Here is a 15,407-nt window from a genome sequence, read left to right on the forward strand (position 1 = left end):
TCACATGGGCGCGGGGAGGCGGTCGAACGCACTCGCACGCGGTACATTCTCCCCAACGAGATGAACTCGTGTGCTCTGGGGTCGGTGAAAGTCCGAACCGGCGGTGACAGTCCGCGACCCGGTCGCATCCAGCGACCGGCTGACCAGGTGGAACTCCTGGACCGACGGTGAGAGTCCGGATGGGAAGTGCACACGGGACACACAATGCCGTGCCGGGTGCCGTGCACCTGGTGGGTCCGGCATGACGGTGTCTCTCCCCAGCGCACCCGAGGGAGAGGACCGGATGACCTCGTTCACCCCCGTGCAGACGGCCGCGATGCGACGCGCCCTCAGGGCCGCGGCCTCCCCTGATGCCCCGCCCGGCCCCAACCCCAGGGTCGGCTGCGTCATCCTCTCTGCCGACGGTGACGTCCTCGCCGAGGGCCACCACCGTGGCGCCGGCACCGCCCACGCCGAGGTCGACGCGCTGACGAACCTCGCCGCGGCGGGCGCCTCCGCCCAGGGAACGACCGCCGTCGTCACCCTCGAGCCGTGCGACCACGAGGGCCGTACCGGCCCGTGCGTCCAGGCGCTCCTCGCCGCAGGCGTGGCCGAGGTCATCTACGCCCAGGACGACCCGACCGAGCAGGCCGGAGGCGGCGCGGCGACGCTGGAGGCCGCCGGCGTGCGGGTACGGCGCGGGCTGTGCTCCCAGGACGCCGCGCGTCTCAACCGCCCATGGTTCCTCGCCGTGACCCGCGGCCGCCCCATGGTGACGTGGAAGCTCGCCGCCACCCTCGACGGCCGTATCGCCGCCGCCGACGGCACCAGCCGATGGATCACCCCGGCGGCGGCCCGCCGCGATGCCCACCACCTGCGCCGTCAGTGCGACGCCGTCATGGTGGGAACCGGCACCGCCCTCGCCGACGACCCGGCCCTCACGGTCCGCGACGAGACGGGAGAGCCCGCCCCGACTCACCTCCAGCCGCTGCGCGTCGTCGTCGGATCCAGGCGCCTGCCTCCCGCCTCCAGGGTGCTCGCCGACGACCACTACCTCCTCCTGCCCGACCACGACCCACGCACCGTCCTCGCCGTACTCGCCGAGCGCGAGATCCGCCACGTCCTCCTCGAAGGAGGCCCGACCCTCGCGACCGCCTTCCTGCGCGCCGGCGTCGTCGACGAGGTCGTCGCCTACACGGCCCCCGCGCTTCTCGGCGCGGGGCCGGCCGCCCTCGCCGACTTCGGGGCGACGACGATCACCGACGCCCTGAGGCTGCGCCACCCCCGCGTCGAGGTCCTCGGCACGGGCGACGAACTCGCCGTCCGCCTCTCCGGCGATCTGGGGGCCGACGACATCCACCCCGACGCCCCTCCGGTCCCGAGGCCGCGGCACCGCGTTCAATGCACAGGCCACCGGGACCGCACTCGTCTCCCTGCCCACCACCACACTGAGGAGAGTCACTGATGTTCACCGGAATCGTCGAGGAGCTCGGACGCGTCGCCCAGCTCGAGACCGTCGAGGACAGTGCCCGGCTGACGGTCGAGGCGCCCACCGTCACCCAGGACGTGAGCCTGGGCGACTCCGTCAGTGTTAACGGGTGCTGCCTGACAGTCGCCGCCGTGCACAGGAACACCTTCACCGCCGACCTCATGGCGGAGACTCTCACGCGCACCACCCTGGGCTCCCAAGCGCCGGGAGACCCGGTCAACCTCGAGCGCGCCCTGCGCGCCACCGACCGGCTCGGAGGGCATATCGTTCAGGGTCACGTCGATGCCACCGCCGAGGTCCTCGGCCGCCACCACGGCGAGCACTGGGACCTCCTACGCATCGGCCTGCCACAGGAGATCGCCCGCTACGTCGCCGTCAAGGGATCGGTCACCCTCGACGGGGTGTCACTGACCGTCGTCGACGTCGATGACGCCAACGAAGCCCGGCACGACGCCGCCCCCGACGTCTCCCCTACGCTGGGAGCAGGGGCGTCGCTCAGCGTCGGCCTCATCCCGGAGACGCTGCGACGCACGACTCTGGGCACGAGGCGGCCGGGAGAACGGGTCAACCTCGAGGTCGACGTCATGGCCAAGTACGCCGAGCGTCTTCTGGGCGCCCGCCTGAGCGAGGAGGAGCGGCAGGCATGCTGAGCACCAGGAGCATGCGTCCGGACACGCGCATGGACAGCGTCGAGGACGCCCTCGCCGCCCTCCGCGATGGCCGGATGGTCGTCGTCGTCGATGATAAGAGCCGGGAGAATGAGGGGGACCTCATCCTCCCCGCGGCGACCGCCACGACCGAGCAGCTGGCCTTCGCGATCCGACACTCGACCGGCATCATCTGCACACCCATGACGGCCCAGGAGCTCGACCGCCTGGGCATCCCCATGATGACCGAGCACAACACCGATCCCAAGAGGACGGCCTTCACACTGAGCGCCGACGCACGCACGGGCATCACCACGGGCGTGAGCGCCGCCGACCGGGCACGCACCATCCGTGTCCTGGCGGACCCGGGCTCAGCGCCGACCGACCTCGTCCACCCCGGCCACGTCTTCCCCCTGCGTGCACGCGAGGGCGGGGTCCTCACGCGCCGCGGTCACACGGAGGCCGCCGTCGACCTCATGCACCTGTCGGGCAACCGACCCGTGGGCGTCCTCGTGGAGATCGTCAACGACAACGGCACCATGGCGCGCCGACACCAGCTGCGAGAGCTCGCCGACACCCACGCCATACCCATGATCACGGTCGGCGACCTGGAACGCTACCGGTGGCTGCACGAGGATCTCGTCGAGGAGGTCGTCTCGGCGCACCTGTCCACCGCGCATGGTGAGTTCACCGCCCACGCCCTGCGCAGCAGGGTCGACGGCGCCGAGTACCTCGCGCTCGTGCGTGGCCGCGTCACCGACGGTGAGGACGTCCTCACCCGCGTCCACTCCGCCTGCCTGACCGGCGACGTCCTGTCCTCCCTGCGCTGCGACTGCGGGCCGCAGCTGCGCGCCGCCATGGAGGCGATCGGCGCCCGCGGCCGCGGGGTCCTCGTCTACGCCTCCGACCACGAGGGGCGCGGCATCGGGCTCATCGACAAGCTCCGCGCCTACGCGCTGCAGGAGGAGGGAATGGACACCCTCGACGCCAACGTCGCACTGGGGCTGCCGGCCGACGCCCGCAGCTACGCCACCGCCGCCCAGGTGCTGCGGCACCTGGGCGTGCGCTCGGTCGAGCTCATGACGAACAACCCGGACAAGGTCGCAGGCCTGGAGCGCTACGGTGTGAGCGTCCACTCCAGGACGCCGACGCCAACCTTCGCCAACGGGGAGAACCTCGGCTACCTGCGCGCCAAGCGCGACCGCATGGGCCATCTGCTCACCGGGCTCGAGCCCACCGGGTCCCGCACGGACGTGCCGCCCGGCGAGGGTGTGGCCGACGATGCGCCCTGGCACACGACCAACGAGAACGAGGGAGAGACACGATGAGCGGATCCGGGGCACCTGAGCAGAGCGCACCTCACGCGCGGGGCATGAGGGTGACAGTCGTCGCCGCCCAGTGGCACGAGCGTGTCATGGAGGGCCTGGTCACCGGGGCGCTGCGCGCCATCGAGGAGGCCGGGGCTCAGGCGAGCGTCGTGCGGGCGGCGGGTTCCTTCGAGCTTCCGGTGCTCGCCGCGGCCGCCGCGCGGGGCGGTGCCGAGGCGGTCGTCGCGCTGGGCGTCGTCATCCGCGGCGGCACCCCGCACTTCGATTACGTGTGCCGGGCCGCGACCGACGGGCTGAGCCGGATGGCGCTCGACACCGGGGTACCGGTGGGCTTCGGCGTGCTCACGTGCGACGACGAGGCCCAGGCGCTTGCCCGCTGCGGCGGGCCGGGCTCGGACGAGGACAAGGGCTACGAGGCGGCGTGTGCGGCGATGTCCACGGCGCTCACGCTGGCCGCCATGCGGGTCTGAGGGGTGGCTCAGCGCCGGCGGGTACCGGAGCGGCGGGCGTTGCAGATCGTCAGGACCGCCCGCTCGACGGCGTAGACGGGGTCGCGGCTGGCGCCCTTGGCCTCGGCGTCGGCCCGGGCGACTGCCAGGATCGAGGTGGCCAGGGCGTCGTCGGACCAGCCCTGGAGCTCGCGGCGGGCCCGGTCCACCTGCCAGGGGGCCATGCCCAGCTCGGCCGGGCTCATGCGTCTGCCACCGGCGGCCGCGACCCGGGCGAGCTGGCGCACCTTCATGGCCAGGGCGGCGACGATGGCCACCGGGTCGGTTCCGGTGGCCACGGCGTGGCGCAGGGCCGTGATGGCGGCCGGGGTGTTGCCTGCCGCGGCGGCGTCGGCCACGGTGAAACCGGTGGCCTCAATGCGACCGGCGTAGTAGGTGCGCACGTGGTCGACGCTGATGGTGCCCTGGGTGTCGGCGAGGAGCTGGTCGACGGCGGAGCACAGCTCTCGCACGTCGCTGCCTAGGGCGTCGACGAGGGCGCCGACGGCCTCGGGTGCGATGCTTCGCCCGGCGCGGCGCACATCGGCTACGACGAGTGAAGACTTGTCCTTGGCGTTCTTGATGGCGTCGCACTGGACGGTCGGGTAGGGCGAGGACCTGATGGCATCGAGCAGGCGCTTACCGCGCTGACCGCCGTTGTGACGCAGGATGACGCTGACCTCGGGGTCGGCAGCCTCTACGTAGGCGAGGAGGTCGGCCAGGAGGGCGTCGGTCATCTGCTCCAGTGCGGGGACGTAGACGAGCCGGGGCTCTCCGAACAGGGACGGGGACACGAGGGTGTCGAGCTGGTGGGGCTCGTAGGTGGCGGCCTCGAGGCGCGTGACCTCGGTGGTGGGGTCCTTGGCCCTGGCCTGCGACAGGAGGCTCGTCACTGTGCGGTCGGCGAGGACCTCCTCGCCGGCGCGGATGAGGACGATCGGCGCCAGCTGGGCCTGGTCCCACCGGAGTCCTGCCGGTGCCTTGCGCTGCCCCCGGGAGCGGGAGGTTCGGGTCGCTGCCATGGGGCAAGCCTGCCATGAGCCGACCGCGCGAACCGCCTCAGCCGCTCACGCAGGGCGCGGTGAGTTCCCGGAGCCGCCAGAAGCAGGACGCCCGCCTCGCAGGCCCCCAGCGCCAGGGCACCGGGGATCCCGGACGGCCAGGGAACCGTAGCGCCGGGCAGGTGGGCGAAGAACCCGGCGACCCACACCATCCAGGAGCAGGCCGCGAGCGCTGGCCAGACGATGACGGTGGCGGCCGCAGGCCAGATCGGGAAGATCAGTGCGGCCAGGAGACCGCTGATGGTGGCGACGGCCGCCGCCGGCTCGGCGAGCAGGTTGGCGGGAACCGACCATAGGCCCACTGAGGGCTGGAGGAGGACGAGGATCGGCCCGCAGGCCGCCTGGGCAACCAGTGGCAGGGCGACGGCGGCGGCCGACCACCTGGGCAGGCGACGTGACAGGTGGACCGCGACCGGCCTGGACCCGATGACGATGCCGGCGGTGGCCACCACGGACAGTGCGAAGCCGTAGTCGCGGGACTGCCAGGGATCGACGAGCAGCAGGACGATGATCCCGGCGCACAGGGCGGGCACGGAGGCGGCGCGCCGTCCAGCAACGACGCCCAGGAGCATGACGGCCCCCATGGTGGCCGCGCGCAGCACGGAGCCCGAGGGGCGCACCAGGATCACGAGCAGGGTCAGTAGGGCCGCCCCGAGTAGTGCGCGCCACCGCCGGGGAAGGATCCCGAGGGCCGCCAGCCCCAGCCCCAGGACGATGGCGACGTGCTGCCCGGAGACGGCCGTCAGATGGGTCATGGACACGGTGCGCATGTCCTCACGCACCTGGGCCGGTAGGGCATGGTCATCGCCCAGGGCAACGCCGGGCACGAGGGAGCGGGCACCAGACGGCCACCAGTCCTCAGCCACGTCCTCCATGCCCGCCGTGCTCGGTGATCCGACTGTCTTGGCCAGACCGGTGCGGATGCTGGTGACGGCGCCGAGCACACCTGAGGGCGGGTTGAGGACCTTGAGGTCCGCCCGCTTGGGAATGATGGCCGCCTCGGACTGTCCTGGGTCGGTGGGGCGCAGGCGCGTGCGCACCTGGACTCGGGTGGCCATGGACAGGGTCAGCCACTGCCGGTCGCCCAGAACCGTGACGCTCAAGGACGATGCCCGCCCGTCCACCCGTTCGATGTCGAGAGCTGTGATGACGAGGGTGGAGCGACTAGTGGCCGAGACCCGGGGCTCCCGGGTGACGGTACCGATGAGGGTGACGGGGCGACCGGAGGTGAGTGCCACGGTCAAGGGGTCGTTCTCGCGTGCCCACAGGTGGGCGGAGCTGACGGCAAGGGCCGTCGCAGCGCACAGGACGCATACGAGCAGGCTGGCACTGAGCGTGCCGATGGCGCCGGGGTCCTGCTCGGGAGCTCCGGGACGCGGGTCGGCCCGGTGGCGCGGGGGCCGGAAGCGCCGCACAGGAACGATCAGCGCCGCGGCCATGGTGGCGCAGAAGGCAGCGAGAAGAAGAACGGGTCTCCAGGCGCCCGCCCCGTGGCGCCCCATGGCCCACCAGGTGCCGGCCCAGCAGGTGACTGCCGGGGCGAGCAGACGCAGGTCGAGAGCCTCGGGAGCCTTGGAGGAGGTTGCGTGCGTGGGGCGTCCTCGGCGTTGGCTCCGGTCCTGCTCCTGGCGCAGGCGCTCATATAGCGCGGGGTCATCCCACGGGGCCCGAGAGTCCTTCCATGCCGCGGTCTTCATAGGTACGCACGGGCCTTCATACGGCGGCCTGCTCTCGCAGAGCCTCGAGCTTGGCCTTGCCGATGCCGGGGACGTCGGTGAGCGCGTCGACGCTGGCGAAGGGGCCGTGGGAGTCTCGATACTCCACGATCCGCTGAGCCAGGGCCGGGCCGATGCCGGGCAGCTTCTCCAGCTCGGAGGCAGAGGCCGTATTGATGTTGACCGTCCCGGATGCGCCGCCGTCGCCGGGTTTCCCCGGGGCTGTTCCCGCCCCGGAGGAGGCGGCTCCGCTGGGCTGCGGTGCGGGGTCGGGCAGGACCTCGCCGACGCGTGGGACCCGGATCTGCTCGCCGTCGGTCAGGACGCGAGCGAGGTTGAGCTGCTCCGTGTCCGCGTCCGGGGCGGCTCCTCCGACCGCTTTGATGGCGTCGGCGATGCGGCTGCCCGCTCCCAGGGTCACGACTCCCGGCCTGGTGACCGCCCCGGTGACGTGGACGATGACGCTGCCGGCTCCGGTGGTGGGGCCGCCCGGTCCCGCCATCAGACCCGTGCCCCGCGCTGTAGCCGGTGCTGTGGCTGGCGACGAGGCATGCGTCGGCGCAGTCGTACTCGCTGCACTGGTTCCCTCAGCCGTCACGCTGCCGGAGCCGGTGGAGGCCAGCACGGTCCGCAGTGCCAGGACAAGAGCCAGTATGAGGAGGACGGAGCCAGCGACGACGGCTGCCCGCGGTGCGATCGCCAGGCGGCGCGGCCTGCGGATAGGCTCCTCGGGATCGGCCGAGCAGGCCAGACGGACGAGGTCGTCCAGGGACTGGTTCCCGGTGCTCTTCCTGATGCCCACGCCTTCAACGGTAGGTTCTGGGGCGGCGGGCGGTGGGATCGGATCGTCTGCCCTGTGGAGAGCACTCGCACCCGGCCGCCTGTGGCAACCGGGCTGCGCCGTCAGGCCTGGGTCAGTGGGCCTGGAGGTCGGGAGCGACGGCGATGCCGAGGGCTCCGGGGCCCACATGAGTCCTCGTCGCCTCGTCGACCGGGAGGGTGAGGACCTCGGTGACGATGGCCCCGGCCTCCTCCATGGCCTCATGCAGATCGGTCTCGAGCTGTGCCAGCATGTCGGTGTCGTCGCCCTGGATGGCCAGGCGCACTGGGTCGGCGGGGTGTCTGGGGCCGGACAGGGCGGTCCCACCGGCAGCGCGGACGGCCTGGGCGATGAGATGGCGTCTGGCGCGGGCCTCGCCTCGCACGGTCTCCACCGCACGGATCCCGTCACGGGTGAGGGCCAGGACCGGCCGTATTCCGAGCGCTCCGTCCAGGCGTGCGGTGGTGCGGTCGATCCGACCGGAACGGGCCAGGCGGCGCAGGTCGTTGACGACGAAGAGCTGGCAGGAGCGAGCGGTGCTGGCCTGAGCCAGAGCCGCACCGCGCCGGGCATCGTGTGCCCGGGTGGCGGCCAGGACCGCAAGCCCCAGGGCCCCGGAGCTGGTGCCGGAATCGACGACACGCAGCCACTGCGGTCGGCGACGCCTCACACTGCCGCCCTGACCGCTGTACTCGGTCTCGAGCCGGGCGGCTGCGATACGGGCGTTGTCCACGGTGCCGGACAGGGCCGAGGAGATATGGATAGCCAGAACCTCCTCGGCTCGGCCGGCTGCGCAGCGGTAGACATTCACCAGCTCCTGGACGCTGGGTCGTGACGTGGTCCCCGATGCGCCGTTCCCGCCGGGGACGGCATGGAGCGCCACGATCTCAATCACCCGGTCACCCATGAGGGACTCCGTCAGACAGGCGGCGGAGTCGGTGACGACGGCGAGCGACATGCCCCTACCTTATCGGCAATGCCGCTGCTCACCGGTCAGGCGCTGCCAGCGACGGTGCCTGATCGATGTCTTCGGCTACCGGCCTCCGGCCTCCAGCCACCGTGCGCTGCGAGAGGTGAGGAGGTCGTCGTAGAGGTCGATGAGCCGTCTGGTCATCGTCTCGGAGTCGAACTGCCGGGCCACCTCCAGGGCGCCGTCAGACAGCTCGGCGAGCCGAGCGTCATCGGTCAGCAGCGAGGCGAGGGCGCGGGCGAAGTCCTCCCCCTGGATCCCGTCGGTGAGGATCGCGTTGCGCTCGGTGAGGCACTCGGTCATCCGCTCGTCGCAGTAGACGATCGGCAGCCCGGAGGCGGCGGCCTCGAGGAACACCATGGGCTGGTTGTCGAAGTGGTAGGAGGCCAGGGAGAAGACGTCGGCCTGCTTGAGCAGGACGGCGACCTCCTCGGGCGAGCACTTGCCGGTCAGGACCACACGGTCGGCCACCCCGAGCTCCTCGGCGCGACGACTCAGCTCCTCATGAGAGGGACCCGGCCCCACCAGCACCAGCTTGACCGGCAGGTCGGCCAGGTGGGGCATGGCCTCGATGAGCGTCATCTGCCGCTTCTCGGGGCTGAGGCGGGCCACGCAGATGATGATCCTCTCGCCGGGAGCCTTGGGAACCGGTGAGTCAGTGGTTCGAGCCCGCCGGTATCGGCTGGAGTCGAGCCCGTTGGGAAGGACCATGCAGGGGGCGGTCAGTCCACCGTCGTCGATGAGGATCTGGGCCAGGTGCTGGGAGGGGGATAGGCAGGCGTCGCACTTGTTGGCGAAGGCCGCCGTCAGCCGCCACCCCTGGCGGGACAGGGCGGTCTTCATGTCGCGCTTGTTGAGGTGCTTGATGGAGTCTCGGTGGACGCGTGGCAGGACCGGCATCGACTTGAGCGCCACGGGGAAGGCGACGGACAGGGCCAGCAGTCCGGAGACCACGGCCAGCGGGTAGTCGTCGATGAGCTCGGTGTAGAGGGTGTGGATGGTGGTGACGTGGGGGATGTCCTGGCGCTTGGCCACCCAGTGAGCCAGGACCCCCAGGCTGAACTGGGTCTGGCTGTGAACGATGTCGAAGTGGTAGTCGTCGAAGCGTCTGGCCAGGCCGGGGTAGATGGTGGCGACCTCGCGGCTGTCGAAGACGTAGTAGCGCGAGGAGGGCAGGCGGATGACGTGGTCGTCGGTCTCCTCGTAGCCCTCGGCCTTGGGAGCTACCACGTAGACCTCGTGACCCATGCGCTCCAGGGCGGCCCGGAAGGTGGCCGTGGAAGTGGCCACGCCGTGGACGGAGGGCAGGTAGTCGTCGATGAAGAAGGCGATCCGCACGGCAGTCATCCGATCCTGCGGGATGAGGGTGTCAGCAACCGGCCCCGCAGGGGCGATGCATCCAGGTACGACGGCGCAGGGGGCAACATGGGTCGAGCAAACCTCACGGCACAGAGGACGGGTGGAGGAAGTGGGGCCGGACGCGTGGTCTCAGAGCTCTCGTGCTCAGAGGCTACCTTGTCAGCCGGGTCCCTGGCGCCCGCCAACCCCGATGCGGCATCAAGACGGTATTCCGCTCTGCTCGCCCCTTTGGCGGCGGCTGACGCCTGTCAACCCCTATGGACGGGGAGGGGACTGCCGAGCACGCGCACGTCCTTTGGCACGCGGACGCGTCAGGCTCCTGGCACGCCCAGGTCAGCGCGCTGGCAGGTTCGGCGTTTACGATGATGTCATGACCGACTCCGCTGAGATCGCACGCCTCAAGGCCGAGGCCGCCCAGGCCGCGGCCGATGCTGCCGCAGCCAAGGCTGCCGCCGCTCAAGCCGCCCTCGATGCCGCCATCGCCTCCACCCCGGCCTCTGCCGACGCGGCTCCCGTCACCGAGCAGGCCGGCGAGCCCGCCGCTCAGACGGCCGACGTCTCACCCCCTGGCGAGCAGGCGGCAGTACGGGCCGCGGACCGGTCCCAGGTTGCCGAACCGGCACCTGCTGCTGAGCAGCCTCAGGAGGAGACCCCTCCGCAGGCCGAGGAGACAGCTCCGGCCGCACAGACCGCGGGCACCGAGGAGTCCGCCTACACCGCCCAGGTGCGTTCGGGCTACGGTTTCTCCTCCCCGACGCTGCCGGTGGGCACCTACCTCGACACGCTCTCCGGGGGTGAACCCGCAGCGGTCAAAGGACTGTCCGTGGGCATCCCCCTGGGGCTGCTCAACCGGCACGCGCTGGTGGCCGGCGCTACCGGTACCGGTAAGACCCGCACGCTCCAGCTCCTGGCCGAGGGCCTGTCCAGCGCGGGCGTGCCGGTGTTCCTCGCCGACGTCAAGGGAGATCTGACCGGCCTGGCCGAGCCCGGCGCCTCCAACGACAAAATCGCCTCCCGGATCGGTTCCACCGGTCAGGACTGGTCTGGCCAGTCCTTCCCCATCGAGCTGTTCAACCTCGGCGGAGGGGACTCCGGCGGCGGTATCAGCGGTACCCCGATCCGCACGACTGTGACCGAGTTCGGGCCGATCCTGCTCTCGCGGGTCCTGGGCCTCAACGACACGCAGGCCTCCGCCCTCCAGCTCGTCTTCCACTGGGCGGATAGTCAAGGGCTGGCTCTGCTGGACCTCAAGGATCTGCGCGCCGTCGTCGACTACCTGACGAACACCGACGCCGGCAAGGAGGAGCTCAAGACCATCGGCGGGGTCTCAGCGGCCACGGCCGGGGTCATCCTGCGTGAGATCGCGGCCCTGGAGGCCGCCGGAGGTGAGGCCTTCTTCGGTGAGCCGGCACTCGACGTGCGTGACCTCATGCGGGTCTCCTCCGACGGGCGCGGCATCATCTCCGCCCTGGAGCTGGCCGACATCCAGTCGCAGGGCACCCTGTTCTCCACCTTCCTCATGTGGTTGCTCGCCGAGCTCTTCGAGACCCTGCCGGAGGTCGGCGATCCGGACAAGCCCACCATGGTGTTCTTCTTCGACGAGGCCCACCTGCTGTTCTCCGGCGCCTCGAAGGCCTTCCTGGAGGCCGTGGTGCGCACGGTGCGGCTCATCCGCTCCAAGGGAGTGGGCATCGTCTTCATCACCCAGTCCCCCACGGACGTGCCCGACGAGGTCCTGGCCCAGCTCGGCAGCCGGGTCCAGCACGCCCTGCGCGCCCATACCCCGGCCGACGCCGCCAACCTCAAGAAAGCGGTCTCCACCTTCCCGGTCAGCCCGGTGGACCTCAGCCGGGTGCTCACGTCGCTGGGGACCGGTCAGGCCGTCGTCAGCGTCCTGGATGAGAAGGGGCGCCCGGCCCCGGTGGCCCCGGTGGTCATCAATGTTCCCGCCGCCGTCATGGGACCGGCGCAGGAGGGCACCGTCAGCCAGGTACTGTCCTCCTCACCGCTGAAGCCCAAGTACGCCACCGGTGTGGACAACGAGTCCGCCTACGAGCTGCTGGCCCAGCGGGTCCAGGCCGATGCCGAGGCCGCCCAGGCAGCTCGCGCCGCTGAGGAGGCGGCCAAGGAGCAGGCCAAGGCCGACGCCGCCGCCCAGAAGGCGCTGGAGAAGGAGGCGGCCCGTGAGGCGGCTCAGCGCCAGAAAGAGGCCGAGCGGCTGGAGCGTGAGGCCGTCAAGGAGGCTCAGCGTCGCCAGCGCGAGGCGGAGAAGGCCGCCGAGCGCCGTCAGCGGGAGGTCGAGAAGACCATCGGCTCGGTGGGCCGCCAGATCACCCGCGAGATCACGCGCTCCATCTTCGGCACCCTGAGGCGCCGCTGAACACTGGCTCAAGCAAAGCGGAGGGGCTGCACCAACCATCTCGGTTCGTGCAGCCCCTCGCGCTGTTCCTCCGCTACTCCGGCGCGGCCGTGAGCGACGCCGTCGGAGAGCTCTCGCTGGTCACTCGGGGACGATGCTCACCAGCTTGGGGGCGCGGACGATCACCTTGCGCACACCGCGCCCGTCCAGGGTGCGGATGACGCCGGGGGCGGCCAGAGCCAGCCTCTCCAGCTCGTCCTCGGAGATGCCGGGGTCGACCTCAATGCGGTCGCGGACCTTGCCCTTGACCTGAACGACACAAGTGACCTTGTCGGCGGCCAGCAGGGACTGGTCGGTCACGGCCGGGAAGGCCTCATGGGCCAGCGAGTGCTCGTGCCCCAGGCGCTTCCAGATCTCCTCGGCGATGTGCGGGGCCACGGGCGCCGTCATGAGCACAAGCGGCTCGACGGCCTCGCGCGGGACCGAACTGAGCCCGGTGAGGTGGTTGTTGAGGACGATGAGCTTGGCGATGGCCGTGTTGAGGCGCATCCCCTCGTAGTCCTCGCGCACGCCCACGATCGTCTTGGCCACGAGCCGGCGGGTCTCCTCGTCGGCGGGCTCGTCGACCACCGTCAGCTCACCGGTGGTCTCGTCGACGACGTTGCGCCACAGTCGCTGCAGGAAGCGCTGGCTGCCGGCGACGGCGCGGGTGTCCCACGGACGATCGGCGTCGAGCGGCCCCATGCTCATCTCGTAGACGCGGAACGTGTCGGCGCCGTAGGCCTCGTACATGTCGTCGGGGGTGACGATGTTCTTCAGGGACTTGCCCATCTTGCCGTACTCGCGGCGCACCGGCTCGCCCTGCCACAGGTATGTGGTGGAGCCGTCCTCGGCGGTGACCTCCTCGACCTCGTCGGCGGGTACGTACTGGCCGCGAGCGTCGGTGTAGGCGTAGGCCTGGACGTAGCCCTGGTTGAAGAGACGGTGGTAGGGCTCGGAGGAGGAGACGTGGCCCAGGTCGAAGAGCACCTTGTGCCAGAAGCGCGAGTAGAGCAGGTGCAGGACGGCGTGCTCGACGCCGCCGACATACAGGTCGGTGCCGCCGGAGGTGTTACCGGCCTCGGGGCGCGGCCCCATCCAGTAGGCCTCGTTGGCCGGGTCGACGAGTGCGTTCTCATCGGTGGGGTCGATGTAGCGCATCTCGTACCAGCACGAGCCGGCCCACTGCGGCATCGTGTTGGTCTCGCGGTAGTACGTCCGGGGGCCCTCGCCCAGGTCGAGCTCGACCTCGACCCACTCGGTGGCCTTGCCCAACGGCGGCTCCGGAGAGGAGTCGGCGTCATCGGGGTCGTAGGAGCGCGGTGAGTAGTCGGTGACCTCGGGCAGCTCGACGGGCAGCATCGACTCGGGCAGGGCGTGGACGCCGCCGTCCTCGTCCCACACGATCGGGAAGGGCTCGCCCCAGTAGCGCTGGCGGGAGAAGAGCCAGTCGCGCAGGCGGTAGGTGACCGCGCCCCGGCCCACGCCCTTGGCCTCCAGCCAACCGATCATGGTGGCCTTGGCCTCGTCCTTGCTCATGCCGTTGATGTCCAGGTCGCCCTGGGCGGAGTTCACGACGACGCCGTCACCGGTGTAGGCCTGGGCGCTCAGGTCGACGCCGTGGGGGTCGTCGGCCGGGCCGATGGTCTGAATGATGTCGATGTCGTACTTGGTGGCGAAGGCGTAGTCGCGCTCGTCGTGGGCAGGCACGGCCATGATGGCACCGGTCCCGTAGCCCATGAGGACGTAGTCGGCCACGAAGACCGGCACCTTCGCCCCGTTGACGGGGTTGATGCCGAAGAAGCCGGTGAAGACGCCGGTCTTGACCCGGCCCTCGTCGGTGCGGTCGGCGTCCGACGTCGCCGCGGCCCGGGCGCGGTAGGCGGCCACGGCCTCGGCGGGGGTCGCGTAGCCACCGGTCCAGGCCTCCTTGGTGCCCTCGGGCCAGGCGGCCGGGACGGTCAGGGCCGCGGCGTCGTCGGCGATCTGGGCCTCGGCGCGCACCGAGCCGGAGGCCTGGAGGCCGCCCAGCACGGGGTGCTCGGGGGCCACCACCATGAAGGTGGCGCCGAAGAGGGTGTCGGGGCGGGTGGTGTAGACGCTCAGCGACGCGTCCTGGCCAACGCCCTGACCGGCCCCGGGCACGGCGAAGGTCACCTCGGAGCCCTCGGAGCGGCCGATCCAGTTGCGCTGCATGAGCTTGACCTTCTCGGGCCAGTCCACGGTGTCCAGATCCTCGGCGAGGCGGTCGCCGTAGGCGGTGATACGCATCATCCACTGACGCAGGTTGCGCTTGAAGACCGGGTAGTTGCCGCGCTCGGAGCGGCCCTCGGCGGTGACCTCCTCGTTGGCGAGGACCGTGCCCAGGCCGGGGCACCAGTTGACGGGCGCGTTGGAGACGTAGGCCAGGCGGAAGGAGTCGATGACCTCGGCCTGCTCGGCGGCGCTCAGACCGGCCCAGTCGCGGCCGCCGGGGACGGGGACCTGCCCGAAGGCGAGCTTGTCGCGCAGCTCGGACACCGGCCGGGCCGCACCCTTGCCACGGCCGTCGCGGCGTGGGGCCTCGGGGTCGAACCAGGAGTTGAAGACCTGCAGGAAGATCCACTGGGTCCAGCGCACGTAGTCGACGTCGATGGTGGCCAGGGAGCGGCGAGGGTCGTGGGACAGGCCCAGGCGGCGCAGCTGGCGGCGCATGTTGGCGATGTTGGCCTCGGTGGAGATGCGCGGGTGCTGACCGGTGGTGACGGCGTACTGCTCGGCGGGCAGGCCGAAGGCGTCGTAGCCCATCGTGTACAGGACGTTCCTGCCGGTCATGCGGGTGAAGCGCGCGACGACGTCGGTGGCGATGTAGCCCAGCGGGTGGCCCACGTGCAGGCCCTTGCCGGAGGGGTAGGGGAACATGTCCAGCAGGAAGTACTTCTCCTTGTCCGCGCCGGGGCCGGCCAGGGAGCCGACGGGGTTGTCGGCGTTGAAGGTGCCCTCGACCTCCCAGCGGTCCTGCCAGGCGGTCTCGATGGAGCCCGCCAGGGCCGCCGTGTAGCGGTAGGGGGTGTCGGACTCGCCCGGTGCGGTTCTCTCTGACATCGCGGCAGCGCTCTTTTCCTACTCGTGCTTCCTGGTGCTGGGGCACAGCCTATCGCCCGGCGGCAGCGG

11 protein-coding genes and 1 riboswitch are annotated in these 15,407 nt (G+C 71.0%); of the genes, 5 read left to right on the forward strand and 6 right to left on the reverse strand.

Annotated elements, in window-relative coordinates; translation table 11 throughout:
- Positions 1 to 66 precede the first annotated feature (66 nt).
- Positions 67 to 196: riboswitch (FMN riboswitch) on the forward strand.
- Between the two features lie 45 nt (positions 197 to 241).
- From ribD to ribH, 4 genes are read left to right on the forward strand one after another with little or no spacing between them, the layout of a single operon-like run.
- Positions 242 to 1,444: a bifunctional diaminohydroxyphosphoribosylaminopyrimidine deaminase/5-amino-6-(5-phosphoribosylamino)uracil reductase RibD gene (gene ribD, locus HMPREF9056_RS09620; RefSeq protein WP_009404827.1), complete on the forward strand. Its 1,203-nt coding sequence runs from the start codon at positions 242 to 244 to the stop codon at positions 1,442 to 1,444.
- A complete protein-coding gene (locus HMPREF9056_RS09625; protein ID WP_009404828.1) occupies positions 1,444 to 2,118 on the forward strand; it encodes a riboflavin synthase in 675 nt (224 codons plus the stop codon). Before ribD ends, HMPREF9056_RS09625 begins: the two co-directional genes overlap by 1 nt.
- Positions 2,112 to 3,443 carry a bifunctional 3,4-dihydroxy-2-butanone-4-phosphate synthase/GTP cyclohydrolase II gene (locus tag HMPREF9056_RS09630; RefSeq protein ID WP_009404829.1) on the forward strand — a complete coding sequence of 444 codons (1,332 nt, stop codon included), beginning with the start codon at positions 2,112 to 2,114 and terminating at the stop codon, positions 3,441 to 3,443. The genes HMPREF9056_RS09625 and HMPREF9056_RS09630 overlap by 7 nt, the downstream gene beginning before the upstream one ends.
- Positions 3,440 to 3,913, forward strand: coding sequence for a 6,7-dimethyl-8-ribityllumazine synthase (gene ribH / locus HMPREF9056_RS09635; protein WP_034514367.1), 474 nt, complete (start codon positions 3,440 to 3,442; stop codon positions 3,911 to 3,913). Before HMPREF9056_RS09630 ends, ribH begins: the two co-directional genes overlap by 4 nt.
- An 8-nt stretch (positions 3,914 to 3,921) precedes the next feature.
- Here the strand turns inward: ribH and holA are convergent, their stop codons facing one another.
- The 5 genes from holA to HMPREF9056_RS09660 form a co-directional block, all read right to left on the reverse strand.
- Complete coding sequence (gene holA, locus HMPREF9056_RS09640; protein WP_087942250.1) at positions 3,922 to 4,878, reverse strand: DNA polymerase III subunit delta; 957 nt, start codon at positions 4,876 to 4,878, stop codon at positions 3,922 to 3,924.
- On the reverse strand, positions 4,821 to 6,689 hold the full coding sequence (locus HMPREF9056_RS13765) for a ComEC/Rec2 family competence protein (RefSeq protein ID WP_009404832.1): 1,869 nt from the start codon (positions 6,687 to 6,689) through the stop codon (positions 4,821 to 4,823). The genes holA and HMPREF9056_RS13765 overlap by 58 nt, the downstream gene beginning before the upstream one ends.
- Positions 6,690 to 6,705: 16 nt before the next feature.
- Positions 6,706 to 7,509, reverse strand: a complete 804-nt coding sequence (locus HMPREF9056_RS09650) for a ComEA family DNA-binding protein (RefSeq protein ID WP_009404833.1) — start codon at positions 7,507 to 7,509, stop codon at positions 6,706 to 6,708.
- A gap of 112 nt (positions 7,510 to 7,621) precedes the next feature.
- The gene (locus tag HMPREF9056_RS09655) at positions 7,622 to 8,485 is read right to left on the reverse strand and encodes a DegV family protein (protein ID WP_009404834.1); all 864 of its coding nucleotides are present in this window, start codon (positions 8,483 to 8,485) and stop codon (positions 7,622 to 7,624) included.
- Positions 8,486 to 8,560: 75 nt separating this feature from the next.
- Positions 8,561 to 9,844, reverse strand: coding sequence for a glycosyltransferase (locus HMPREF9056_RS09660; RefSeq protein ID WP_009404835.1), 1,284 nt, complete (start codon positions 9,842 to 9,844; stop codon positions 8,561 to 8,563).
- 382 nt (positions 9,845 to 10,226) lie between these two features.
- Between HMPREF9056_RS09660 and HMPREF9056_RS09665 the strand changes: the two genes are divergently transcribed.
- The gene (locus HMPREF9056_RS09665; protein WP_009404836.1) at positions 10,227 to 12,236 is read left to right on the forward strand and encodes a helicase HerA-like domain-containing protein; all 2,010 of its coding nucleotides are present in this window, start codon (positions 10,227 to 10,229) and stop codon (positions 12,234 to 12,236) included.
- Positions 12,237 to 12,356: 120 nt separating this feature from the next.
- Here the strand turns inward: HMPREF9056_RS09665 and HMPREF9056_RS09670 are convergent, their stop codons facing one another.
- The gene (locus HMPREF9056_RS09670; RefSeq protein WP_009404837.1) at positions 12,357 to 15,338 is read right to left on the reverse strand and encodes a leucine--tRNA ligase; all 2,982 of its coding nucleotides are present in this window, start codon (positions 15,336 to 15,338) and stop codon (positions 12,357 to 12,359) included.
- Between the last annotated feature and the right edge of the window lie 69 nt (positions 15,339 to 15,407).

This window comes from Actinomyces sp. oral taxon 170 str. F0386, from assembly GCF_000195595.1.
Taxonomy (GTDB): Bacteria; Actinomycetota; Actinomycetes; order Actinomycetales; family Actinomycetaceae; genus Actinomyces.

What these genes read in the sequence shown, in the direction of transcription:
- ribD (WP_009404827.1), top strand. Translation starts at nt 242, where the DNA reads ATGACGGTGTCTCTCCCCAGCGCACCCGAGGGAGAGGACCGGATGACC.
- HMPREF9056_RS09630 (WP_009404829.1), top strand. Translation starts at nt 2,112, where the DNA reads ATGCTGAGCACCAGGAGCATGCGTCCGGACACGCGCATGGACAGCGTC.
- ribH (WP_034514367.1), top strand. Translation starts at nt 3,440, where the DNA reads ATGAGCGGATCCGGGGCACCTGAGCAGAGCGCACCTCACGCGCGGGGC.
- HMPREF9056_RS09670 (WP_009404837.1), bottom strand. Translation starts at nt 15,338, where the DNA reads ATGTCAGAGAGAACCGCACCGGGCGAGTCCGACACCCCCTACCGCTAC.
- HMPREF9056_RS09665 (WP_009404836.1), top strand. Translation starts at nt 10,227, where the DNA reads ATGACCGACTCCGCTGAGATCGCACGCCTCAAGGCCGAGGCCGCCCAG.
- HMPREF9056_RS13765 (WP_009404832.1), bottom strand. Translation starts at nt 6,689, where the DNA reads ATGAAGACCGCGGCATGGAAGGACTCTCGGGCCCCGTGGGATGACCCC.
- HMPREF9056_RS09625 (WP_009404828.1), top strand. Translation starts at nt 1,444, where the DNA reads ATGTTCACCGGAATCGTCGAGGAGCTCGGACGCGTCGCCCAGCTCGAG.
- HMPREF9056_RS09655 (WP_009404834.1), bottom strand. Translation starts at nt 8,485, where the DNA reads ATGTCGCTCGCCGTCGTCACCGACTCCGCCGCCTGTCTGACGGAGTCC.
- HMPREF9056_RS09660 (WP_009404835.1), bottom strand. Translation starts at nt 9,844, where the DNA reads ATGACTGCCGTGCGGATCGCCTTCTTCATCGACGACTACCTGCCCTCC.